Origin of the sequence: Pigmentiphaga sp. CHJ604 (genome assembly GCF_036972535.1) — a bacterium.
Classification (GTDB): domain Bacteria; phylum Pseudomonadota; class Gammaproteobacteria; order Burkholderiales; family Burkholderiaceae_B; genus Pigmentiphaga; species Pigmentiphaga daeguensis.
In genome coordinates, this window is sequence record NZ_CP136998.1 from 2387459 (window position 1) to 2411286 (window position 23828).

22 protein-coding genes are annotated in these 23828 nt (G+C 67.7%); 12 read left to right on the top strand and 10 right to left on the bottom strand.

Annotated elements, in window-relative coordinates; translation table 11 throughout:
- The first annotated feature begins 36 nt into the window (after positions 1–36).
- Together R4823_RS11495 and R4823_RS11500 are read left to right on the top strand one after the other, a co-directional pair.
- The gene (locus tag R4823_RS11495) at positions 37–996 is read left to right on the top strand and encodes a LysR family transcriptional regulator (RefSeq protein ID WP_087841156.1); all 960 of its coding nucleotides are present in this window, start codon (positions 37–39) and stop codon (positions 994–996) included.
- A gap of 165 nt (positions 997–1161) precedes the next feature.
- Complete coding sequence (locus R4823_RS11500; protein ID WP_087841157.1) at positions 1162–1854, top strand: phytanoyl-CoA dioxygenase family protein; 693 nt, start codon at positions 1162–1164, stop codon at positions 1852–1854.
- Positions 1855–1864: 10 nt separating this feature from the next.
- On the opposite strand, the gene R4823_RS11505 is transcribed toward R4823_RS11500, so the two are convergent.
- From R4823_RS11505 to R4823_RS11530, 6 genes are all read right to left on the bottom strand, one after another.
- Positions 1865–2851, bottom strand: a complete 987-nt coding sequence (locus R4823_RS11505; protein WP_279820660.1) for a tripartite tricarboxylate transporter substrate binding protein — start codon at positions 2849–2851, stop codon at positions 1865–1867.
- A gap of 23 nt (positions 2852–2874) precedes the next feature.
- Entirely contained in the window at positions 2875–4254 is a 1380-nt protein-coding gene (locus R4823_RS11510) for an FAD-dependent oxidoreductase (protein ID WP_087841159.1), read from the bottom strand.
- 18 nt (positions 4255–4272) lie between these two features.
- The gene (locus tag R4823_RS11515) at positions 4273–5691 is read right to left on the bottom strand and encodes an FAD-dependent oxidoreductase (RefSeq protein WP_338618712.1); all 1419 of its coding nucleotides are present in this window, start codon (positions 5689–5691) and stop codon (positions 4273–4275) included.
- An 18-nt stretch (positions 5692–5709) separates the two neighbouring features.
- On the bottom strand, positions 5710–6675 hold the full coding sequence (locus R4823_RS11520) for a tripartite tricarboxylate transporter substrate binding protein (RefSeq protein ID WP_176400840.1): 966 nt from the start codon (positions 6673–6675) through the stop codon (positions 5710–5712).
- 19 nt (positions 6676–6694) lie between these two features.
- Positions 6695–8044 (bottom strand): FAD-dependent oxidoreductase, encoded by a 1350-nt coding sequence (locus tag R4823_RS11525; protein WP_338618714.1) that lies wholly within the window; start codon positions 8042–8044, stop codon positions 6695–6697.
- Between the two features lie 86 nt (positions 8045–8130).
- On the bottom strand, positions 8131–8985 hold the full coding sequence (locus tag R4823_RS11530; protein ID WP_279820650.1) for an IclR family transcriptional regulator: 855 nt from the start codon (positions 8983–8985) through the stop codon (positions 8131–8133).
- A 77-nt stretch (positions 8986–9062) separates the two neighbouring features.
- On the opposite strand from R4823_RS11530, the gene R4823_RS11535 reads away from it, so the two are divergent.
- Entirely contained in the window at positions 9063–10427 is a 1365-nt protein-coding gene (locus tag R4823_RS11535; RefSeq protein WP_338618715.1) for a 3-deoxy-D-arabino-heptulosonate 7-phosphate synthase, read from the top strand.
- Positions 10428–10448: 21 nt separating this feature from the next.
- Here the strand turns inward: R4823_RS11535 and R4823_RS11540 are convergent, their stop codons facing one another.
- Positions 10449–11405 (bottom strand): tripartite tricarboxylate transporter substrate binding protein, encoded by a 957-nt coding sequence (locus tag R4823_RS11540; RefSeq protein WP_338618716.1) that lies wholly within the window; start codon positions 11403–11405, stop codon positions 10449–10451.
- A gap of 9 nt (positions 11406–11414) precedes the next feature.
- Entirely contained in the window at positions 11415–12227 is an 813-nt protein-coding gene (locus tag R4823_RS11545) for an amidohydrolase family protein (protein ID WP_338618718.1), read from the bottom strand.
- 116 nt (positions 12228–12343) lie between these two features.
- Here R4823_RS11545 and R4823_RS11550 point away from each other — a divergent pair, with 116 nt between their 5' ends.
- The gene (locus R4823_RS11550; RefSeq protein ID WP_087841167.1) at positions 12344–13231 is read left to right on the top strand and encodes a LysR family transcriptional regulator; all 888 of its coding nucleotides are present in this window, start codon (positions 12344–12346) and stop codon (positions 13229–13231) included.
- Between the two features lie 49 nt (positions 13232–13280).
- Positions 13281–14300 carry a LysR family transcriptional regulator gene (locus tag R4823_RS11555; RefSeq protein ID WP_338618720.1) on the top strand — a complete coding sequence of 340 codons (1020 nt, stop codon included), beginning with the start codon at positions 13281–13283 and terminating at the stop codon, positions 14298–14300.
- Between the two features lie 17 nt (positions 14301–14317).
- Here R4823_RS11555 and R4823_RS11560 read toward each other — a convergent pair whose 3' ends face one another.
- Complete coding sequence (locus tag R4823_RS11560) at positions 14318–14800, bottom strand: carboxymuconolactone decarboxylase family protein (protein WP_338618721.1); 483 nt, start codon at positions 14798–14800, stop codon at positions 14318–14320.
- A gap of 158 nt (positions 14801–14958) precedes the next feature.
- On the opposite strand from R4823_RS11560, the gene R4823_RS11565 reads away from it, so the two are divergent.
- The 7 genes from R4823_RS11565 (at position 14959) to R4823_RS11595 (ending at position 21572) form a co-directional block, all read left to right on the top strand.
- On the top strand, positions 14959–15624 hold the full coding sequence (locus R4823_RS11565; RefSeq protein ID WP_087841170.1) for a TetR/AcrR family transcriptional regulator: 666 nt from the start codon (positions 14959–14961) through the stop codon (positions 15622–15624).
- Positions 15625–15754: 130 nt separating this feature from the next.
- Positions 15755–16054: a recombinase-like helix-turn-helix domain-containing protein gene (locus R4823_RS11570; protein WP_087841171.1), complete on the top strand. Its 300-nt coding sequence runs from the start codon at positions 15755–15757 to the stop codon at positions 16052–16054.
- Between the two features lie 25 nt (positions 16055–16079).
- The gene (locus R4823_RS11575) at positions 16080–17066 is read left to right on the top strand and encodes an ABC transporter substrate-binding protein (RefSeq protein ID WP_087841172.1); all 987 of its coding nucleotides are present in this window, start codon (positions 16080–16082) and stop codon (positions 17064–17066) included.
- Between the two features lie 10 nt (positions 17067–17076).
- Positions 17077–18114, top strand: a complete 1038-nt coding sequence (locus tag R4823_RS11580) for an aromatic ring-hydroxylating dioxygenase subunit alpha (protein WP_338618723.1) — start codon at positions 17077–17079, stop codon at positions 18112–18114.
- A gap of 65 nt (positions 18115–18179) precedes the next feature.
- Positions 18180–19304, top strand: coding sequence for a porin (locus R4823_RS11585; RefSeq protein ID WP_338618724.1), 1125 nt, complete (start codon positions 18180–18182; stop codon positions 19302–19304).
- Positions 19305–19491: 187 nt separating this feature from the next.
- The gene (locus R4823_RS11590) at positions 19492–20079 is read left to right on the top strand and encodes an isochorismatase family protein (protein WP_338618725.1); all 588 of its coding nucleotides are present in this window, start codon (positions 19492–19494) and stop codon (positions 20077–20079) included.
- A gap of 86 nt (positions 20080–20165) precedes the next feature.
- Positions 20166–21572 carry a GntP family permease gene (locus tag R4823_RS11595; protein ID WP_338618727.1) on the top strand — a complete coding sequence of 469 codons (1407 nt, stop codon included), beginning with the start codon at positions 20166–20168 and terminating at the stop codon, positions 21570–21572.
- Positions 21573–21581: 9 nt separating this feature from the next.
- On the opposite strand, the gene fhuE is transcribed toward R4823_RS11595, so the two are convergent.
- Entirely contained in the window at positions 21582–23777 is a 2196-nt protein-coding gene (fhuE, locus tag R4823_RS11600; protein WP_338618729.1) for a ferric-rhodotorulic acid/ferric-coprogen receptor FhuE, read from the bottom strand.
- Positions 23778–23828: the final 51 nt, after the last annotated feature.

The window sequence follows — 23828 nt, forward strand, 5'->3', positions numbered from 1 at the left end:
CGCCATACCTGGAAGGTTTTCGATTATGCTGGGCGCATGACACGCGTCGACCTCAACCTCCTTCCCGCGCTGGATGCATTGCTGAGTGAACGTAGCGTCACGGGGGCCGCCCGGCGACTGAAGCTCAGTGTTTCTGCAACGAGCCGTACGCTCACTCGCCTGCGCGCGGTTACGGGCGATCGCCTGTTGCTGCAGGCTGGGCGCACGCTGGTGCTCACGCCATATGCAGAACAGCTGAGCCAGCGTCTCTCGGCGCTGACCCGCGAAGTAGAGGGGGTACTGAGTCGTACCGAGCATCAGTTCGACATTGCCTCCCTGGAACAACGCTTCACCCTGCGAGTGGGTGAAGGCTTTATCGACCTGCTTGGCGCGGCTTTGATGGACCGGATCCGCCGCACGGCACCCGGTGTGCAGCTTCGCTTCGCCCCCAAGCCGGACTGGAATGCTCAACCGCTAAGGGAAGGCGCGATTGATCTGGAGATCGGCATCGTCAAAACTTCGGCACCCGAGGTACGTACGCGTTTGCTCTTCCGCGATCGCTATGTCGGCGTGTGCCGCATCGGCCATCCGCTTCTGAGTGAACGGAGCATCAGCGTGGAACAATGGGCCGCATACGACCATGTGATGACTTCACGTACCGGCGAAGCGGAAAGTTCGATTGACGCAGCCGTTGAACCGCCGAATGGGCGGCGGAAGGTGCGGATAGTGGTGCCGTCTTATACGAGCGCCATGCAGCTGGCTCGTCATTCGGACTTGCTGGCCGTTGTCCCGCATTCATGCGTCGGCAACTCCTTTGTGCCGGATTACGCGGCGGCCAATGGCTTACAGTGCTTCGAACTGCCCGTGCCCATACCCGCTTTCAATATCTCGGCAATCTGGCATCCGCGCCTCGATCACGATCCGGCTCATTGCTGGTTTCGTGCCGAAGTGCTGGATCTCTGCCTGGAGGCTTATCCGCGAAATCTGCCTCAAGCTTCGCCGCCACTCCATCGCTAGTGTGGTCCACGCCAGTTGCGCGGCCAGCGGTCTGGGCGGAGGGCGATGCCATGTGTATCCTCGAAGCAGTCGAATAGACAGTGCATGGCCACAGGGCGGTACGCCGCTTTACCTGCATCGAGTGGCGGGAATGCGGACGTCGGTTCCTCCAAGGAATTCTTGCCAATGAAAACTGCTCAAGCCGATTGCTTCGCCGATCAAGGCTACGTCCGGTTGGAGGGCTTTCATCCGCGCAAGCGGATGATGGCGGTCCGGCAGAAGCTGCTTGATGAACTCAAACGCGTGTCCGAGGGAAAGGGCATGCCTGCTTCGGTGCGCGGTCTGCCTGTCTTCCAGCAGATCGGCAAGCTGTCTTCGCTGGTCAGGCTGCCCGGCCTGCATGAATCGCTGGTTACGCGGGAATTGCTGGCCGAGGTGACGCGACTGGCCGGACGAGCGCCGAACCTGGTCCAGGATGTCGAACTGCTGCTGTCGCCGCCCCGTCAAGGCGACTGGACGCTGCAAGGTTTGAGCTGGCATGTGGACGTGGCGGCGAAGCCGCCAGGCCGCTTGCCGGGGATACAGGCATTCTTCCTGCTCGACGACGTGGCCAGCGGTGGTGGGGGAACGCTGGCACTGGCGGGCTCCCATCGTGTCGATACGCGGCCGGATGTGTCGTCATCCCGGTTGCGCCGGATATTGAGGACGGCGGAGGATCTGGAGCGCCAGCTTGACGACCTGGGGATCGGGATCGTCGAGATGTCCGGGCGCGCAGGCGATGTCTTTCTCATGGACATGCGCCTGCTGCACACCCCGTCGATCAATTCGACGCAGCAGGTGCGAATGATGGCGACATCTCGCTGCTTCGTCGATACCTGATGCCGTGCGCCTACTCGATCTTGATATTGGCTTTCTGGATCACCTCGCCCCAGAGCCGATAGTCGTCCTTGATCATCTTCTCGAACGCGGCAGGCGGCCCGCCGAGCTTCTCGGCTCCCAGCGCCGCCAGCCGCTGCTTGAATTCCGGCGTCTCCATCACCTGGTTGATGGCCTGATTCAGTTTGGCGACGATGTTGTCCGGGGTGCCGGTACGCGCCACGATGCCGAACCATGAGTACAACTCAAACCCCTTGATCCCCTGTTCATCCAGCGTGGGAACGTCGGGAAACTGAGGCGACCGCTTCAACGCCGTCACGCCCAGCGACCGCAATCGCCCCGACTTCAGCAGCGGCTGCACCGAGAACTCGATGTCGAAATGCACCGGCACGTCGCCCGCCACCAGCGCGACGTTGGCCGGTGCGGAACCCCGGTAGGGAATGTGTTGCATCTCCACCCCGGTAACCTGCTTGAACCGCTCCGCCCCCAGGTGCGGCATGGTGCCGGAACCGCCCGAGCCGTAGTTCATCCGTCCGCCTTCGCGCTTGGCCAGGGCGATCAGGTCCTGGATGCCCTTGCCCGGAAAGTCCGGCGCCACGGCCACCTGGTGCGGGCTGCGGAAGACGCCGACCACGGCGCGGAAGTCGCGCACGGGTTCGAAGTTCATGGAGGGGTAGAGCCACTTGCCGGTGGAAATGACGTTGCTGGCCATCAGCAGGGTGTGGCCGTCGGCGGGTTGGCCCAGCACGAATTCGCTGCCGACGATGGCGCCCGCGCCGGGCTTGTTTTCCACGACGACGGGTTGTCCCAGTTCCTTGCCCAGGCCTTCGGCGATGGACCGTGCGGTGGTGTCCGAGGGGCCGCCGGCGGGGAAGGGCACGATGAGCCGGATGGGCTTGCTGGGATAGTCCTGCGCAGCCAGCGCGGGGAAGGCGCCGCCGGCCGTGGTGGCCGTCAGCAAGGCCGTGGCCAGTATCTTGCGTCGCACGATGTTCTGCATGGTTGTCTCCTTCTTCAATCGATTCAGGCGGGGCGTGCCTGGACCGCGTTTTCATCGGCGGCAGCTACCGCCTCGTCGGCCGAGATCAAGGCGCCCTGGCTGCGCAGCACCTGGCGCAGCGTGTCGACGGCCGGGTTTTCCAGCGTGGCCTGGCCGCTGGCCGCGAGGGCGGCGTAGGCGCCGGCGGCATGGCCCAGGCACATGGCGGTGCCCATGTGGCGGGCACCGCCGTTGGCCTCGCGCGTGGCGGAGATGGCCCGGCCGGTCACGACGATGCCTTCGATGGACTGGGGCAGCAGGCAGGCCAGGGGGATCTCGAACGGCGCGGGCGGCATCCACAGGTCGACGCCGGTGCCGCCGGCTTCGTGCAGGTCCATGGGTCCGGCGCCCAGGGCGACGGCGTCGGCAAAGCGTTTGCCGCCGACGATGTCTTCGGTCGTCAGGGTGTGTCGCCCGACGATGCGGCGCGTTTCGCGTATGCCTACGCGTTCGGCGATGCCGGCGAGCACGGATTTCTCGAAGCCCGGAACGTTTTCGCGCAGGAAGGGCACGATGGTCTTGATCTGCTGCCGCCCGATCTGTTCGGCCCGGGTCAGCTGCGCGCCGTCCAGGGCGTCGATGCCGTGGATGCGGCTCATCAGGCAGATGGCGTCGGTGTCGCCGGGCGTGCTGCAGAAGGACAGGCTTTCCCAGGCCAATTGGCCGCGCCGCAGGCCGTCCAGGGCGATGGCGCGCTTGCGTTCGCGCGGGATGGCGCGGAAGGCGCGTACGTCCACGTTGGACATGCGGAACACCAGGGTCAGGGGCTGGCGCTTGTCGCGCAGTTCTGGCTCTTCGCCCACGTACGGGACGCCGGCCGCGGCGGCGATGACGGCATCGCCGGTGGCATCGACCAGCATGCGCGAGCGCAGGGCGCGCCGGCCGGAGACGTTTTCCAGCAACAGGCCGGCCACGCGGCCGTCTTCCATCAGCGGCCCGACGACGCGCGAGTGCAGGAGCACGTCCACGCCGGCTTCGCGCGCCATGTCGTCGGCCACGATCTTGACGACCTCGGGGTTGAAGGGGAAGTTGATGATGGTGACGGGGTTGGCGCTGGCCTCGGCCAGGGTGTAGCGGCGAAAGCCGTCGCTGCCGCCGGCCGCCTCGATGCGCCGGGTGAGTTCGAAGCCTATGCCGCCCACGCAGCGCACGGTGCTGTTGAAGAGGCCGATGTATTGGGCGACCATGCCGGATGTGGCGGTACCGCCCAGGCAGCCGGCGCGTTCGACCAGCGCCACGCGGGCGCCGCCGCGGGCCGCCGCGACCGCGGCGATCAGGCCGGAAGCGCCGCCGCCCGCGACGATGACGTCGTAATGGTCGAGTACGGGCGTGTTCAGGGTTTCGGTAATGACCGAAGCATTCATGTCGTGTCTCCTTGCGGATCAGAAGGGCAGCGGCTCGGTCCAGCGGAGCTGCTTGGGGCTCACGCCTTCGCGGATGGCGCGCGCGGCGGCATGGCCGGCCACTTCGCCGGTCTGGCAGCACCAGGGGAAATTGCGCATGACCATGAAGATGGTCTCGAAGGTGAAGGACAGCGAGGCGCCGGTCAGCAGCAGGTTGTCGACTTCCTTGGGCAGGAAGCAGCGGTAGGGCACCTCGAAGCTGTACCTGGCGTACCGGTCCCAGAAGAAGGTCTTGGTCATGGGGCGCGTCACGGCGTCGGGAAAGCGCCTTTGCTCGCGCGCGTCGTCGATGGAGAAGACGTATTCGCCGATGGGGTGGCGGCCATCCCGCACGCCCACGTAGCGGCCGACATGGGAGATGAAGGCGTCCTGGAAGCCCGGCGCGTATTTGCGCAGGAAGGCGGCCTCGGCATCGATCAGCCGGCGCAGTTCGCGCTTGGCGCGGGAGGCGTGCTCGGCATCGTCGTCCATGTGCAGCGCCCATTCGTAGGGCACGTTCTGCCACAGGATGAAGGTGCCCGGGCCCTGGATGGGGCTCATGTCGACGGTCGGATGGCCGATGTAGTGATCGCCGTAGACGCCCTGGTCGGCCAGGCGGGGGCGATAGAGTTCGGGCGGGATGTCGCCGGCCGCGCGGGCCGCATTGATCAGCTTGCTCAGGGCCGGATCGTTTTCGCGCTTCTGGTAGGCGGCGGTCCGCGCGAAATCGATGCCGCTCATGATCCACAGCAGGCCGCCGGGTATGGGGCGCGCCTGGGCGTCCGTGGTCACGGTCTCGGGCTGGCGTCCGCCGCCGCGCACGTAGGGGGCGCCGGCGCGCGCCACGACTTCGGCGGTGCCGCTGCCTTCCACGAAGATTCGGCCCTGGATCGCCTGGCGGCCTTGCACGGTTTCGATGATGGCGTGGGTAATGCGGCGTTGCCCGCCGTCGGGCTGCATCTCGACGTCCACGAAGGCGGCGCCGTAGATGGCGTGCACGCCGGCCTCGTCCAGCATGCGCAGCATGATGTTGCCGGCGGCATCCGGATTGAAGGAAGCGCGGCGGAAGGGCGAACCTGGTTCCAGGTAGTAGTCGTAGTGGGACAGCGCATTGCCGGCCCAGTCGGGCAGTTCCTTCTCGGTGGCGGTGTAGATGGCGCCCGCCGCCGCGAAGCGCTCCATCAGCTCAGTATGGATGCCGCCTACGCCCATGTTGGCGGCGCCCTGGAGCCCCGAGGTATGGACCCCGCCGGGCATGTCGAATTTCTCGACGATGATCACGCTGCAACCCTCGCGGCGCGCACGCAGCGCCGCCGCGAAGCCGCCCGGCCCCGCGCCGATGACGACGACGTCCGCTTCCCCGATGACCGGCACGCCCCGGGCGGTGCGGCCCAGGGGCTGGATGCTACTGCTGTTCAACTCACATTCTCCCTATCGCTATTCGGCGGTGATCTTGTTGTCGACGATCACCGGTTTCCAGCGCGCCAGTTCTTCCTGCATGAAGGCCTTGAATTGCGCGGGCGTGCCCGGCGCGGGCTCCATCAGTTGCTGGCGCAGCAGTTCGACTACCTGGGGCTGGCGCAGCACCTCGCCGATCGCGGCGCTGATGCGTCCGGCCAGCGCGGCGGGCATGCCGCCGGGTGCGACGAACCCCATCCAGGCGCTGCCGACGATGTCCGGGTAGAACTCGCGCAAGGCCGGCACCTCGGGCAGCAGCGCTGCGCGCTCGGCGGTGGAGACCGCGATCGGCACTACCTTGTCGCCGCGCACCTGGGCCATGGTGGCCTGTGCGGGCAGGCAGCCCATCTGCACCTCGTTGGTCATCACGGCGGTGGTGGCCTGCACGGCGCCGGCGTACATCACCGGAACGATCTGCGTGCCGCTCTTGTTGGCGAGCAGCGTCATGACCAGGTGGCCCAGCGAGCCGTTGCCCACGTACGAGTAGTTGTATTTGCCGGGATTCTTTTTCAGGACGTCGATGAGCTCGGGCAGCGTCTTGACGCCCAGTTCCCGGGATGCGATCAACAGGCAGGGCTGGTGCACGCCCAGCGTCAAGGGCGTGAGGTCCTTGGCCGGGTCGTAGGCCATGCGCTTGTAGAGCAGGGGGTTGTGGACCAGCGGGCCGGCGATGCTGACGCCGAAAGTGCTGCCGTCCGGGTGCGCGCGGGCGACCAGCGTGGTGCCTATCATGCCGCCGGCGCCGGGCCGGGAGTCGACGATGAAGGGCGTGCCGTACTTCTTCTGCAGGCCCTCGGCGACGACCCGCGCCACGGTATCGGTGGTCGTGCCGGCGCTGAAGGGGTTGATCACCGTGGTGGCGCGGCTGGGCCAGTCCTGGGCGGCCGCCGCGGTGGCGGTGGCCAGCAGCGCCAGGCAGGCGATGGCTTGTCGTGTTTTTTTCATGGATGTCTCCGGGGAAATCTCAGGCGGGCGGGTTCTGGCGGACGACCTGTTCGCGGCGGAAAAGCGCATAGTCCTGCGCCAGGCGGTGCTGCACTTGCGAGACCGGCACGTCCGAGGGAGGGCGGCTGCCGGCCGCGGCGATGGCGCCCAACGTGCCGACCGCCTGCCCCATCGCCATGGAGGTCGCCATGTGGCGCGCGCCGGCCATGGCCTCGCGGGTCGCGCTCAAGGTGCGGCCGCACACCAGCAGGCCCTCCACGCCTGCGGGCAGCAGCGTGCGCAGCGGTATCTCGAAGGGCTGGGGCGGCGCATACAGGCGGATGCCGGTGCCGCCCGGCTGGTGGCGGTCCATGGGGCCGGCGCCCAGGGCGATGGAGTCCTCGAAGCCGCGCGCCTGCATGATGTCTTCTTCGCTGAGCGTGTATCGCCCTTCGATGCGGCGCGTCTCGCGCACGCCCACGCGCTCGGCGACATCGGCCAGGATGGCGTGCTCGAAGCCGGGGATCTCGCGCCGCAGGAATCCCACGATGCTGGCGATCTGCCGGCGGCCTTCCTGCTCGGCGCGCGAGGCGTCGCGGGCATCCAGCGCATCGATGTCCTGGATGCGGCTCATCAGGCAGATGGCGTCGGTGCCGCCGGGCGTGCTGACGAAGGACAGGCTTTCCCAGAACAGTTCGCCGCGCCGCAAGCCATCCAGTACCCGGGCACGGCGTTCGTCGGAAGGCACCGCCCGGAAGCGCGCCACGTCCACGTTCGACAGGCGGAAGGACAGGGTGCAGGGCTGGCGCTCGCCGCCATCGTCCTGGAACGGGACGCCCGCGCTGGCGCATACCAGCGCATCGCCGGAGGCATCCACCACCACCGGCGCGAGCAGGGCCAGGCGACCCTGCACGGACTCGACCGTCACACCGCTGATGGCGCCGTCCCGTACCAGTGCGCGCGCGAAGCTCGTGTGCAGCAGTACCTCCGCGCCCGCTTCGCTGACGGCGCCGTCCAGCACCCATTTGACCGTCTCGGGGTTGAAGGGCAGCACGCGCAGCGGGAACGGCGTGCCGGCTGCCTCGCCCATCACGTAGCGGTGGAAGCCGTCCGAGCCGCCGGCGGCCTGCACGCGCTCGGCCAGCTCGAACGGGATGCCGCCTACCACGCGCGTTTCGCCGTGGAAGAAGGCGACCCATTGCGCCACGAGATTGGCGGTGGCGGCGCCGCCCAGGCAGCCTCCGCGCTCGACCAGCAGCGTGCGCGCGCCGGTGCGCGCCGCGGCGATGGCGGCCACGGTGCCGGAGGCGCCGCCGCCGACGACGATGACGTCATAGCGGCCCGCGACGGGCGTGTTCAGGGTTTCCTGGATGGTGTCGGATTGCGGCATGCATGTCTCCCGGGCGCCCTGTGCGGGTGCCTCCTGTCATGCCGTGCAGTGTTGCGCTCAGCGCCGCTTGCCGCCAGACGGTGTTCTCATATGTGAACACTTTTCGTTTCGATGGGCCTGGACCGATCCGTGGCCGCGGCGATTTCCGCGGCGGCGGCGCGCAGGGCAAGCTCCAGCTTCCGCTTGCGTGTGTCGTCCAGCCGGCTGGCCGGAAGCGCAAGGCCCAAGGCCGCGAGCGCGCGGCCGTGTACGTCCAGGATGGGTACGGCCAGGCCCACGATGCCGACGGTGAACTCGCTGAAGGACCAGGCCACGCCTTCTTCCCGGATCTGGTTCAACTGCCGCCGCAGGACGGTCGTGGAGCGTATGGTCTGCTCGGTGCGCGGTTGCAGCTTGACGCGCTGGAGATAGGCTTCGCGTTCGGCCGGCGGCAGCCACGCAAGCAGCACCTTGCCCGCCGAACTGGCATAGAGCGGCTGCATGACGCCCACGTGCACCGAATACAGCACCGCGTTCGGCGATTGCGCGGAGGCGATGCGTTCGGCCATGTCGTTGCGCAGCACGCTCAGGCCGGCCGACTCCTCGGTATCGCGCATGAGCCGTTGCAGCCAGGGTTCGCTGGCGCGAAGCAGGTCGCGGTTGTGCGCGCCGCGGCGCGCGAGCGCGTAGGCACCTTCGCCCAGCTGGAACTGCTGCGTGTCCTGCAATTGCTCGATGTAGCCCCGTTCGACAAGATTGCGCAGCAGCGCGCTCAGGCTGCTTTTCGGGACGCCGGTCCGGCGCGAGATCTCGGCATGGGTCATGGCGCGGCCGGTGCTGGCCAGCAGCTCCAGCAGGTCGAGGACGCGGTCCGCCGATTTGACGCTGGACCGGACGGGGGCGGATTTGCCGCGCGCGGCGGCGGCCACGCGGCGCGGCTTGGACGAAGGGGCGGAGTTCACCCGGGAATTGTATGGTAGGGTGCCGAAGCGGTTGCTGAACGCGAATCGAAATACCAACGTATTGGCATGACTGCCAGATGCTCGACGATTTTCTGAAAGCCGTGGTTCGCCGCTATCGCCTGCCCACGGACGCTTGTCTGCCTCCAGGCACGCGCACCGCCAACCCGTCCGCCACGCTTGCGCTGGCCATCGAGCGGGCCCGCCAAGCGATCGCGGGTGGGGGCGAGCCGGACGCGGACCTGACGCGGGTCTTCACCGGGGCGCTTGCCCGCCTGATCGGCGAAGCGATGCATCCGGAGGGCGGCGACCCGGTCATCCAGGCCATGGTGCTCAGACACCGGCATGCGCATGTGCGCGAATATGCCTCGCTATACGCGCGAGCCGGCCAGGACCGCCGGCAGGTCCGGGCGGCGGTCGATGCCGTGGCTCATCCTGCCCGATTGCAGCGCATGCCCGGTGGACCCGTGCAGCAAGCCCTGGCGCAATGGCGCACCGCCGCCTCTCGCGAGTCCTGGCGCGATCTCCGCATGGGCCTGCCGCGCCTATTGGGCATGCCGGACATCGCCAGCGACACGCCACTCCAGGCCGGCCTGGCCAGGCTGCAGGAGCATCCCGCGCTAGTCCGCCTGCAACGTCTCGATGCTTTGGCGTCGGACGAACTCGTGCGCCATTACCAGGCGCTCTGGGACGGCCATGGGCCGCGCCAGGGAAGCGCCGAGGCCGCCGCGCAAGGGGGCGTTTCGCAGAAACGTGGCAAGGCCGTCGAGGCGGCTGCCGCCCGGGCGCTCGGAGCGTTGGCCGGACGCCTGGACCGGGAGGAGGGCGCCGGAGCGGTGCACCGGGTGGTGACGTCGATGCGGGTGCCCTCATCGATACGCGCCAGCCGTGAACGCGCCAAGACCGAATGGGATGTGGTCCTGCTGCGGCGCGTGCCGGATATGGATGGCGAACCGGCCTGGAGCGTCCGCCTGCTGGTCGAAGCCAAGGCCTCCATCGAGGCTGCGACGACAGACCTGCCGCGGCTGCAGCGCGGCGTGCGTGTGCTTGCGCAGGCCGAGGCTGGCGTGGCCTATTCGTTCCAGGCCAGCGAAGGCGCGGTGCGTTTGTGCGGTTCATCGCTGCGCGAGCTGTCCGCCGACGAAGCGGGCCTGGCGCGTTCGGTGCTGTATTGCTGCGATGCGCCCGCCGAACCCACACCGCGCCTACTGGGTGCGGCCAGCCGCATGCAGCTTCTGTCGGCGCCGGCCAGCCTGGCGTTCGCCAGCGCGCTGGCAGAAGGGCGCGACCCGGATCCGCGGGGGCTGGAAGAGGTCTGGAACGAGCTGCTGCATGCGCCAGGCTGGGCCGCGGTGCTGGATCAGTACCCGCGGCTGCGCCAGGTGCGCGGGCTGATGGTGCATGTGGACGACCTGATGGCTGCGATTACCGGCAAGTCGCACTGATCTTGCCGGCGGTCGCGGATCTCAGTTGATGGTGATGCCGCTCTTCTTGACCACGTCCTGCCACTTCTGGATTTCCGCGCGGCGGAAGGACTCGAGCTCGGCCGGGCTGGAGCCCACCAGTTCGGCCCCGATGCCTTCGAGCTTGGCCTTGACCTCCGGATCCTTGAGCACGTCGGCCAGCGCGGCCGACATCTGGTCGATGATGGCCTTGGGGGTGCCTGCGGCCGCGAACACGGCGTTCCATTCGTAGGACGAGAAACCCGGCACGCCGGATTCGGCGATGGTGGGAATCTGCGGCAGCACCGCCGAGCGCTTGTCGCCGCCGACCGCGATGGGGCGCAGCTTGCCGTTCTGGATGTGGGTCCACGCCGACCCCAGGCTGGCGAACATGATGGGCACCTGGCCCGACATCACGTCCACCATGGCCGGGCCGCCGCCCTTGTAGGCGACATGGACGAGCGAGGTGCCGGCCATGACGTTGAACAGTTCGCCGGCCAGGTGCTGCGCCGAGCCGGGACCGGCCGAGGCGAAGTGGGCGGGGTTGGCGGACTTGCCGTTCCGGATCAGGTCCTGCACCGAGGCGATCTTGCCTTGCGGCGAGGTCACCAGCATGTTGGGCACGCGCAGCAGCAGCGAGACGGCGTCGAAGGCCTTGAGCGTGTCGAAGCTCATCTTGCTCTGCAGCGCCGGGTTCTGCGCGTGGTTGGAGGCGTCGAGCATGAAGGTGTAGCCATCGGGGGCGGAACGGGCCGCCGCGGCACCGCCTATCATGCCGCCTGCGCCGCCCTTGTTGTCGATGATGACGGACTGGCCGAGCCTGGCCGACAGCCTGGGGCCGATGATGCGGGCCACCGTGTCCACCGTGCCGCCGGGCGGATAGGTGACGATCAGGGTGACGGGTTTCTCGGGCCAGGCGGCGTGCGCGGCCGACAAGGGCAGGGCAAGGGCCAGGGCGGCCAGGACGGGGATGCGGATCATGGTGTCTCCTTAGAATGCAAAGCAGCGGCTCGGATTGGCCGCGAGGATGCGCAGGCGTAGATCGATGTCGTCGATCCAGTTGGCGAGTGCCTGATAGGTTTGCGCGTAGGTCACGCCGGGGTGTTGGGTATGGGGCCAGTCGCTGCCCCAGACCAGGCGCTCCGGCCCGGCATGTTCGACCAACAGGCGCGCGGCCTGGCGGGCCGCCGGCCCGTCCGGCTCGGACCAGTTGCGATAGGCGCCCGAGAGCTTGACCCAGACGCCGTCGTCGCGGGCGGCCTCGAGCAGCCACTGGAAACCGGGGTCCGCGGCGCCCGTCGCGGGCGCGGGTCGGCCGAAGTGGTCCACCACCACGCGGCATTGCGCCGCGCGCAGCGGGCCGACGATGGCGGCCAGGCGTGCCGCCTCGACATGGACTTCGACATGCCAGTCCAGCGCCCGCAGGCAGGCCAGCAGGCGGGGCCAGCCGCCGCGGTCCAGCACGGGCAGCGGCTGGCCGATCAGGTTCAGCCGGATACCGACGACGCCGCCGCGCGCCAGCCGCTCCAGTTCGTCCGGCGCCGCATGCTGGTCCACGACCGCCACGCCCCGCAGCCGGTTCGGCGCCTGGCGGATGGCGTCGAGCATGTAGCCGTTGTCCGTGCCCAGGAAGCTGGGCTGGATCAGTACGCCGGCCCGCAGCCCGTGGGCGTCCAGGTGCCCGAGATAGTCTTCCAGCAAGGCATCGGTTTCGGGCGCATAGCGCCGTCCCGGCGCCAGCGCCAGCGAACGGGCGAAGACATGGGCATGGGCGTCGATCAGCAGGGGCGCGGGGTTGGCCACGGAGGGCTCTCCAGAATCGTGTCCGGCCTGGGCGTCGTGCCGGAATCGGGCCAATTCTAGAAACGCTTGTTATATTTATCTATCCATTTTCGGATGTTTTGTTATAAGGTCTTGTGATGGATATCCGGCGCCTGGAAGAGTTCATCGCGGTCCTGGACACGGGCAGCCTGAGCAAGGCGGCCGAACGGCTGGGGGTGGCCCAGCCGGCCCTGAGCCAATCCCTGGCGCGGCTCGAACGCGAACTGGGCGTCAAGCTGTTCCAGCGGTCGCGGCGCGGCGCCGAGCCCACGCCGGCGGCGCGCCAGATCGCCGAGGAAGTGCGGCGCGGCGTGTTCCGCATCGTCAACGCCATCGACGCGGCCCAGGCCATCGCGGCGGGCAGGGCGGGCGTGCTGCGCGTCGGCCTGGTTTCCAGCGCGCTGGTGGACATCCTGCCGCGCGCCCTGCGGGTCCTGCGCGCCCAGGTGCCGGGCCTGCGCATCGTGCTGCGCGAAATGAGCAACGCCGAGCAGGCGCAGGCCTTGTCGCGCGGCGAGATCGACGTGGCGCTGGTGCACACGCCGGTGGCCCTGTCGGGGGTCATGCACGAGAAAGTGCTGATGCGCGAGCGCCTGGTGGCGGCCGTGCCGGCGGACTTGCTGCCCGGCGGCAAAGACAGGGTGACGATGGCCGACATCGCCCGTGCCGGCCTGGTGATGTTTCCGCATGCCCAACTGCCGACTTTCTACGAGGCGGTGATGGATGCGTTCCGCAAGGAAGGCCTGGATGCCGACGTCGTGCAGGAGGCGAACCGGACCTTGACCGTGCTGGCCTGCGTGGCGGGCGGCTGCGGGATCGCGCTGCTGCCCAGCTGGATACGTTCGCTGGATTTCGCCGGGGTGCGCTATTGCGAGGTGGCGGACGGGACGCGGCTGCCCAGCTTCGACGTCAGTGCCATCTGGCCCAAGCGCTCCGTGGCCGGGCTGGCCGACGATTTCGTGCGCGCCTGCGGGGTCGGGCCGTGAAATCCGCGGCGTAGCGTCACAAAGCCGGCCGCTGTTTCGTCCTAATGGTATGGACAAGCACACATTCCCCGGGCCCGACGCGCTGGCCTCCAGTTTCGCCACCAGCTACGCCGGCGTGGTGGCCTTCATCGCGGTGGCCGCCGAAGGCAGTTTCGCCAGGGCGGGCGATCGCCTGGGCATCGGCCGGTCGGCGGTCAGCCGCAGCGTGCAGAAGCTGGAAGACCAGTTGGGGATCCGGCTGTTCGTGCGCACGACGCGCGCCACGTCGCTGACGCGGGAAGGCGAACGTTTCTACGAACATTGCCGGCCCGGCGTCGAGCATATCGTGCAGGCGCTGGACGAGATGCGGGAATTGCGGGAAGGGCCGCCCTCGGGCTTGCTGCGCATCAGCGCCACGGCGGGTTTCGGCCGCAAGGTCGTCGCGCCGCTGTTGAACGGCTTTCGCGCCGCCTATCCGGAGGTGTCGGTCGACCTGCTGCTGGACGACAGGCCCACGGATTTCACGGCGGACAGGGTGGATGTGTCGTTCCGCGATGGACGCATGGAGGACAGCCAGATCATCGCCCGGCGATTGATCCCCATGCCGATGCTGCTGTGCGCATCGCCCGACTATGCCGCACAGCGCGGGCTGCCGCGCGACCTCGACGAACTGGCCGGCCATCGATGCGTGAACTTTCGCCTGGCTTCCGGACGCGTGGCCGAGTGGGAATTCCAGGCGGGCGACCGGTTGCGCAAGTTCATGCCGCGGCCGCCGCAGGCGATGCTGGCCTTCAACGACGCGGACCTGGTGCTGCAAGCGGTGCTGGACGGGCAGGGGATCGCGCAGATGGCGGGCTACCAGGTCTGCGAGCACCTGCGCGCCGGCACGCTGCTGGCCTGCCTGCCGCATCATGCGCCGGATGATCGCGGCCATTACCTCTGCTATCTGAGCCGCCAGCACCTGCCGGCGCGCATGCGGGCCTTCATCGACTACATGACGGCGCGCATCCGCGCGTTGGATTTCCGGATTCCGGACCGCCCGGACCCGGCGGCGAGCCGGCTGGCCGCGCCGTGGAAACATGCGGCCTAGCCGGTGGCGCCGATGCTTCAGTCCAGCTTGGCCCGGTCCAGGCCATAGGCCTTGTCGGCCGAGCCCGGTGTGGTCCGGAAACCCACGTTCAGGCGGTTCCAGGCGTTGATCGCCATGATCGCGAAGCTCAGGTCCGAGATCTCCTTCTCCGACAGCTCGGCGCGGACCTGCTCGTAGACCTCGTCGGGCACGCCGTGCCCGGGCAGGCGGGTCAAGGCTTCGGTCCAGGCCAGGGCCGCCCGTTCGCGCGGCGAGAACAACGGGGACTCGCGCCAGACGGCGACGTGGTGCACGCGCAGTTCCCGCTCGCCGTCGATCTTGGCTTCCTTCACGTGCATGTCCAGGCAGAAGCCGCAGCCGTTCATTTGCGAGGCGCGGATATCGACCAGGTGCAAGATCGAGGCTTCGATGGTGCCGGATTTCTTGATCTGCATGCTGAATTCGACGAACTTCTTGAACAGCTCGGGCGATTGGGCGAGGGCACTGATGCGTTGGGTCATGATGTCTTCCTCGGTGGTGTGAGGCGTCGGTTGCGGAACGACTCCATCGTAGGCCCGCCGGGGCGGCGGCGGTAGCGCCGCGCCGGGGACCGCCGTGTTGCCTGTCCGGCACCAATGACCGGTACACTGCGCGTTGCCCAGTCCCACCGACGACACGTATGCCTGATCCATCGCCCCGCAAGAAGCCACGCATCAAGCGCTCCGCCGGCCATCCCACGGAGAAGACCATGGTGGGGAAGGCCGCGATCATCGACACGGCGATCGCGCTGATGAAGACCAAGACGCCGCAGGAACTGAGCGTGCTCGAAATCGCCACGGCCGCCGGCGTCGACCCCGCCCTGATCCGCTATTACTTCAGCAACAAACAGGGGCTGATGCGCGCCGCGGCCACGCACATCATGGATCAGCTCCAGGCCCGGAGCCAGGTCATGCTGGGCCAGGACGCGCCGCTGGAAGCGCGGATCCGCAAGCGCCTGGTGCTGCTGATCGAGGCGCTGAAGGACAATCCGCGCTTCCTGCAGCTCGTGCTCAACGAGATCTACAGCCATGCCGATACGCCCGAGCGCATGGACACGCTCCAGGGCGTGGCCGCGCGCGGGCTGGCCCTGAGCGAGGCGCTGCTGGTCGCGCGCGAGGGCGACCCGCCGCTCGATGCCATCGACCCGCGTTTCCTGCATGTCGCTTTCCTGGGACTGTGCACGTTCTTCGTGGATGCCCAGCCCATGCTCAAGGTGCTGTTCAACGGCGAGCAGGGGGCCGAGGACCTGACCGGGCGCTACCTGGATTTCGCCACGCGCCTCATCATGCACGGCATCGTGAAGTAGGCGTTTTCGCTAGTCTGAAAATTCTTGACACCTTTTTTCGCGGTCGATAACCTGTTCTCTATTCCTAGTTTTAGGAATAGAGAACATCCAGCGCCAGCGCGGTTTCTGGCGGCCCCATCGCGAGGAAGATATGTCCGAATTCAATGTCCACCTGACCGGTTGGAAGGGGAACGAGCCCAGCCCGCACGCGGGCCAGGGCGTGGTGGAAGCGCCCGGCCAGGGAGTGAACCTTCGGTGGCAGAGCCGGGAGTCGGTCCCTACCGATTTCGAGAACGCGCTGGCCGACGCGATCGAAAGCGCCTATCTGGCCGGCGCCAGGACGCCACAGCAGTTCGCCGAGCACCTGAATGCGGCGGGCGTCGCCATGCCCTCGGGGCGGGACTGGAGCGCCGCCAGCCTGGAACAGGAAATGTCCCGCCTCGGCTATTGAGGCCCACGTCCACGAGGAAGCCACCATGAGCTTGCTGTCCGCCATAAGAGCCGCCGCCTGTATCGCCGCCGTGTCCCTGATGCTCCCGCAGGCACGGGCGGAAAACCTCCGGGACGTGACCTACCTGTTGCCGGCCCCGCCCAGCCTGCCGGCCTTCGCGCCGTGGATGATCGCGCAGCAGAAGGGCTACTACGCGCAAGAGGGGCTGAAGATCAATTTCGTGGTCGGCAAGGGCGGCGCCGACGTCGCCAAGCAGGTGGGCGCGGGCAATGCGCCGCTGGGCGGCGGCGTGGGCGACACGCCCATCATCGTCCGGCCCAACGGCGTGCCGGTAAAGGCGGTGGCGGTGCTGGGCGGGGCCTCGCTGATGCACCTGGCCATCAACCGCGCCGCCGTGCCGGGCGGCATCCCGGACCTGAAGGGCAAGACCATAGGCGCGATGTCCTACGCCGACACGACCTACTACGCGCTGCTGGGCATGCTGCGGGCCAACGGCCTGCCGAAGTCGGCGGTCGACATCCAGGCCAGCGGCCCCTCGGTCTGGCAGCTCTTCGCCGAGCAGAAGATTCCCGCGCTGGCCTCGGTGCCCGAATGGACGGTCAGCGCGCAGGAGGCCGGCGTGAAGGTCGAGCTCATTCCGGCGGACCGCTATTTCAAGAGCATGGCCCAGGCCATCCTGGCGTCCGACGAGACCATCCGCAAGGAACCCGAACTGATCCGCAAGTTCGTCAAGGCCACGCTGCGCGGCCTGGCCGACATCTCGCGCGATCCGGCCGCGGCCACGGCCGACTACGTCAAGGCGGTGCCCGCGTACCAGGGCAGGGAGAAATATGTGGAGTCCGTCCTGCGGCTGTACAACGCCACGGTCTACCAGGGCCAGCCCCGGTTGGGCGCCATCGACCCGGACCGCGTCGCCACGCTCCAGTCGTTCTATCTGAACGAAGGCATCATCTCGCGCGCGGTCCCGCTGAACGATTTGTTCACGAACGACTTCGTGCCGGCGAAACAGTAGGAACACATCCATGAATCCCATCGTCCAGGACGGCCTGGCCCTTGCCGCCGCGACCCGCGTGGAAACCGGCCTGCGCAACCTCTGGTATCCCGTCACGCCCAGCTACGCCGTCCGGGATACCCCGCTGGGCATCACCCGTCTTTCCGAGAACATCGTGCTGTGGCGCGACCGCGCCGGCGTGGTGCGGGCGGTCGAGGACCGCTGTCCCCACCGCGGTGCCCGCCTGTCGCTGGGCTGGAACCTGGGCGAGCGCATCGCCTGCTGGTACCACGGCGTGGAAGTCGATGGCGAAGGCAAGGTGGCCGATGTGCCGGCGCTGGAAAGCAGCCAGCTCGTGGGCAGGAAATGCCTGCGGTCCTATCCGGTGGTCGAGTACGGCGGCGCCGTCTTCCTGTGGTTCGGGTCCATGGAGCATGGGCAGCCCAGGCCCTTCGTGCTGCCCGAGGAAATGACGAACGACGAATACTCGGGTTTCCTGTGCATGCAGAACTGGAAGTGCAATTACCGCTATGCCATCGACAACGTGATGGATCTCATGCACGGGACCTATCTGCATTCGAACTCGCATTCGATGGCCCAGGGCGACAAGAAGGCGGAAATGGTCATCCGCCACACCGACTGCGGCCTGGTCTTCGAGAAGGTCGGCCAGCGCGGCGTGAACTTCGACTGGGTCGAGTTCGGCCATACGTCCTCGCTGTGGATCCGCCTGTCCGTTCCCTATCGTCCCCAGTATGGCGGCGGCGAGTTCTTCATCGTGGGCTTCGTCACGCCCGTCGACGACGGCAATTGCCAGGTCTATTTCTGGCGCATCCGCAAGTCCCAGGGCTTCGAGCGCAACGTCTGGCGCTTTCTGTACCGCAACCGCCTGGAAGGGCTGCATTGGGACGTGCTGGAGCAGGATCGCGTGGTCATCGAAAGCCTGGCGCGCCACGCGCGCAGCCAGGAGAACCTTTATTCCCATGATCTCGGTCTCGTGCGGGTAAGGCGCGTGATGGAGAAGCTGGCCAGGGAACAGGTCGAGGCCGAACAGGCCGCGGCCGTCCACTGAACGGCAACGACGAGTAGTCCCCTCGGGCGGGCCTGCCCGATATTCTCCTTTCCACAGGAACGACCATGAAACTCGCGCTTTCAGGGGGGCTCGCGCTCGCCCTCGTTTCCCTGCCTTGCCTGGCCCAGTCGCCCGCCGGCAACGTGACGCTGTACGGTGCCATCGACACCGGTGTCGAATACATCACCCACGCCAGCGCCGGCGGCGGATCGGGCATGCGCATGCCCACGCTGACCGGCGGACAACTGCCGTCGCGCTGGGGCCTGCGCGGCAACGAGGACCTGGGCAACGGCTGGCGCGGCATCTTCAACCTGGAAAGCGGCTTCTTCGCCGATTCCGGTTCGTCCGGCCAGGCGGGCCGCCTGTTCGGGCGCACCGCGATCGTTGGTGTCGAGGGGCCGTGGGGCAGCTTCACGCTGGGACGCCAGTCGACCATGCTGACCTGGTCGCTGATGGATGCCGACGTGATCGGACCGTCGGTGTTCAGCATGGCGAGCTTCGACAGCTACATCCCCAACGCGCGCGCCGACAACTCGCTGGCCTACCGCGGCAGGTTCGGCGGCCTGACCGTCGGCGCGACCTATTCCTTCGGCCGCGATACCTCGGCGGCGGGCAACTGCGGAGGCGAGCGCCCCGGGGATGCCCAGGCGTGCCGCGGGTGGTCGGGGCTGCTGAAGTACGACGGCGGCGGCTGGGGCGTGGCGGCCGCCATCGACGAACAGCGGGGCGGTCCCGGCGCGGCGCCGGCGGTGGTGGTGCCGGGCGTGGCCGGCGTCGCGATCGCTTCGTCGGACAGCCGCGACCGGCGCTACATGGCCAACGGCTACGTGCACATCGCCGACCTGAAACTGGGCGCCGGCTGGATGCACCGCCGCATCGAAGGCGGCGCCGCCGACGTCTCGACCAACCTGTATTTCCTGGGCGCCACCTATCCGATCGGCAACTGGACCCTGAACGCGCAGGCCTCGCGCATGATCGCCAATGCCTACCAGGCCAAGGGCACGATGCTGGTCGGCCGCGCCAGCTACAGCTTCTCGAAGCGGACCGCCGCCTATGCCATGCTGGCCCACATGGGCAACAGCGGCGCGGGGGCGGTGTTCTCGGTGTCCAGCAGCAGCATCGTTCCGTGGTCGCCCAAGGCGGGGCAGGGGCAGGTGGGGGTGATGGTGGGGTTGCGGCATTCGTTCTAGGCGCCGGTCGAAAGGCGGTGCGTCGTCGTCGCGATAACGAAAACGTACCGCTCGCATAGCAAAAATGTTCTGGATGCCTTCAGGGGTCCGTCATCTAATGGAGGACATCGACCCTGCCAGGACGAAGCAATTGATCGATATTTCGCAGCACCCGGATTAGGCCTTCTTCCACGAACGCGGCTTCGCCGTGCGGCTGGGGTTCGGCCGGCGGCCCGCGCTGATGGTGGTGGACCTGACCAACGGCTTCACCGATCCGTCGCGTCCGCTGGGCGCCGATCTCTCGGCCCAGGTCGCCGCCACCAACGCCTTGCTGGACGTCGCCGCCGGGAAGGGCGTGCCGGTCATCTTCACCTGCGTGCGCTACGACGATCCGCAGATGCGCGACGCGGGGCTGTGGGCGATCAAGCAGAAGGGAACGATGTCCCTGGCGGCCGAGGGCGACGGCCACCACGTCGATGCGCGGCTGCATCGCCGGGAGCACGACATCGTGTTGGTCAAGAAATACGCGTCGTGTTTCTTCGGCACCGATCTCGCGTCCCGGTTGCAGAACCTGGGTGTCGATACGCTGATCCTGACGGGCACGTCCACCAGCGGCTGCGTGCGCGCCACCGCCGTGGACGCCTGCCAACTGGGGTTCCGCCCCATGGTGGTGCAGGAAGGCGTGGGCGACCGCTCGGCCGCGGCGCACGCGCAAAGCCTGTTCGATCTCGACACCAAATACGGCGACGTGGTCGGCCTGGAGGAGACGCTGGCCTACCTGCGGGGGCTGGCCTAGAAGGGCGGCGCCTGGGGCCCGGACCGGAGACTGTCGCGTCGGTATGAGATGATCGGGCTTTGTCAGGCCTTGCCCGAAGGAATCCCATGACCAGCACGCTCGCCATCGTCGTTTCCCTGGCGTTGTTGATGTACCTGGCCTATCGCGGCGTGACCGTGCTGCTGCTGGCGCCGCTGATGGGCGCGCTGGCGGTGGTGCTGTCCGGGGACGCGGCATTGCTGCTGCCCATCTATACCGGCACGTTCATGACCGCCCTGAGCGGCTACGTGCTGCAGTTCCTGCCCATTTTCCTGCTGGGCTCGCTGTTTGGCCAACTGATGGCCGACTCGGGGGCCGCCAATACGCTGTCGCGCTGGATCGTCGCCAGCGTGGGCGAGAAGCACGCCATCGTCACCGTGGTGCTGGCCTGCGCGCTGCTGACCTATGGCGGCGTGTCCCTGTTCGTGGTGGCCTTCGCGATCTACCCGGTCGCGGTCGACCTGTTCAGGGCGGCGCGGATACCCAAGCGGCTGATCCCCGCCACGATCGCGCTGGGCGCCTTCACCTTCACCATGACCGCCTTGCCCGGCACGCCCGCCATCCAGAACGCCATTCCCATCCCGTACTTCGGCACCAACGTCTTCGCCGCGCCCGGCCTGGGCATCATCGCGGCCGCGATCATGTTCGGCGGCGGCTCCTGGTGGCTGCGGCGCCGCGCCGCGGCCGCCCATGCCGCGGGGGAAGGCTACGGCGACCACGACGACGCGCGGGAGGGCACGCCGGCGGAGGCGGAGCAGGACGCCCGGTGGTCGGTCATGCCCGTGCCGCTGGCCTTGCTGCCGCTGCTGCTGGTGGTGGGGATCAACGCCTTGTTCACCTACGTGGTGTTCCCGGCGGCGGATTTCTCGTTCCTGGCCCAGCGCTTTCCCGATCTGGCGCCGCAGAAGATCGTCGGCCTGTGGGCGCTGATCATCGCGCTGGCCACGGCCTGCATGGCGCTGGTGCTGCTGCGGCTCAAGCATTGGAGCAACCTGAAGAACACCATCAACCAGGGCGTGTTCGGGTTCATGCTGCCATTGTTCAACACGGCATCCGAGGTCGGCTACGGCGCGATCATCGCGGGCCTGGCGGGGTTCGCCATCATCCGCGACGCGGTGCTGAACGTGGCGCCGGGCAATCCACTGATCTCCGAGGCGGTGGCGATGAACGTGCTGGCGGGCATCACCGGTTCGTCCTCGGGCGGCTTGAGCATCGCCTTGCAGACGCTGGGACAGGACTACCTGCGCATGGCCCACGAGGCGGGCATCAGCGCCGAGCTGATGCACCGCGTGGCCGTGATGGCCGCCGGCGGCATGGACACCTTGCCGCACTGCGGCGCCATCATCACGCTCCTGGCCATCTGCAAGCTGACGCACCGGCAGTCGTATGGAGACATCGCCGCGGTGACGATCCTTTTTCCGCTGCCGGCGCTGGTGCTGGTCATCGCGCTGGGGACGATGTTCGGCGGGTTCTGAGGCGGGGGCTCAGAACTTGTACTTCAGGCTGACCGTGACGTTGCGCGGCGCGCCGTAGGTAAGCTGGCTGTAGGCCGCGAACATGCCGTAGTACCGCTTGTCGAACAGGTTGTTGATGTTCAACTGCGCGGTCATCTGCTTGTTGATCTCGTAGCGCGCCATCAGGCCGACCAGGGCGTAGTCCTTCTGCTCGACCTTCTCGACCGTGCCCAGCGGGTTCGTCGCGTGCGTGTAGGTCTTGCCCTGCCAGCTCAGGCCGCCGCCCAGCGTCAGCCCGCTCCATGCGCCCGGCAGGCGGTAGGTGGTGAACAGGCGGAACAGCCGGCGCGGGTACAGGCTGTTCACGTCCGTGCCGTCGGCGGCCTTGGCCCGGAAGTGCGTGTAGCCGGCGCTCAGGTTCCAGTTGGGGGCCAGTTCGCCCGCGACTTCCAGTTCGAAGCCCTTGCTGGTCGCGCCATCCACGGCGCGATAGGCGGTCTCGGGCGGGTTGGTCCCGGGCACGGTGTCGGTGGTCTGCTGCGCCAGGTTGTTCTGCTTGATGTGGAACACCGACGCGGAGGCATTCACCCGGCCATCCAGGAACTCGCCCTTGATGCCCGTTTCCATGGCCTTGCCCTTGACCGGGTCGAGGTAGCGGCCGGTCACGTCGCGCGCGTTCTGGGGCAGGAAGATGTCGGTGTAGCTGGCGTAGAGCGAGTACTGGTCGTTCAGGTCGTAGATCACGCCGGCGTAGGGCGTCAGCTCGTTGTCGCTCTTGACCTCGTAGGCGCCGCTGTAGGCCACGTCGCCTTTTTTCCGGTAGTTCGTCATCCGGGCGCCAAGGATCACCTTGAGCGGATCGGTCACATTGAAGCGCGCGACGCCGTAGATGGCCTGCTGGGTGGTGGTGCCGTTCTCGTAGAAGGTGGGAGCGCCCCAGCTGGGTTCCGGGAAGGTGCCGTTCCAGGCGTTGAAGTCCGGTGCGAGGCCGCCCGCTGGATTGGCCGCGCGGGCATCGGCGTTGAACTTCTGGTTGGCGTAGACGTAGCCGAAGGCCAGTTGGTGCTTGCGGCCCAGCAGTTCGAACGGGCCGTCGGCCTGCACGGCCACGTCGTCCTGCGTCGTCTTCACGTCATAGGAGCCGGCGAAGGTGGTCATGCCCAGGCCGGTCGTCCGATCGGGCGCGCCCGACAGGTAGAGCAGGTAGGAGTCGGCCTTGCGCTCGCTGCGGTTGTAGCTGAGCTTGACCCGCCAGTCGTTGTCGAAGCGGTGCTGCAGCGAGGCGAAATAGGTCTGGTAGGTCGTGTCCCAGCGCGTCCAGTCGGCCGCCGCGCTCTTGGAGCGGTCCCAGTTGGTGGGCGTGCCGTCGCTGTACCACAGCGGCAGGCCGCCCCACATCGGGCCGCGGGCCTTGTTCTTCTGGTAGCTCAGGCCGGCCGTGAGCAGGGTGTTGCTGGTCAGGTCGGCTTCCAGCGTGGCGAACAGGGTCTGGCTCTTGTTGCTGAGCCGATCGACCCAGTTGTCCCGCTCCGCGTGTTCGCCCACCACGCGCAGCCGCACCGTCTTGGCCGTATTGACGGGAGTGGACAGGTCGACCATGCCGCGGCGCTGGTTCCAACTGCCCAGGTCCAGTTCCGCGGCGCCGGTGAATTCCTTGCTGCCGGCCCGTTTGCGGACCATGTTGACGGCCGCGGAGGGGTTGCCCGAGCCGGTGGTCAGCCCGGTTGCGCCGCGCACGATTTCCACGCGGTCATACGTCACCAGGCTGCTGAAGATCTCGCCCGAGCTCCAGGGCTGGTCCCAGGTGGTCGGCACGCCGTCGATCATCAGGGCGTTGATGTCGAAGCCGCGGGCGTTGAACTGGGCGCGATGGGTCTCGTACTGGTTCACCGAGACGCCCGTGGTGTTGTTCAGCACGTCGGTGATGGTTTGCAGCCGCTGGTCTTCGAAGCGCTGCTGCGTGACTACCGTCACGGATTGAGGCGTGTCGCGCAGGCTCAGGCCCAGCGGAGTGGCGGTGCGGGAGGGGCCCGTCGTGGTGTACGACCCGGTGCCTTCAGTGGTGGCCGAGTCTTCGCCCTGGGGGGCGGCGTTGACCTTGATTTCCGGCAGCACGGCTGGTGCGTCCTGCGCCGACGCGTACAGCGGAAGGGCTGCGGCCATGCACAGGCTGAGTCGCTTGAGTTGAACGGATACGGCTGGGCGGGCTGCCATTTTCTCCCTCATGATGGTCGGTCTGCATTGAACGGGCGCACAAGATCCGGAGGCGAACGGCCG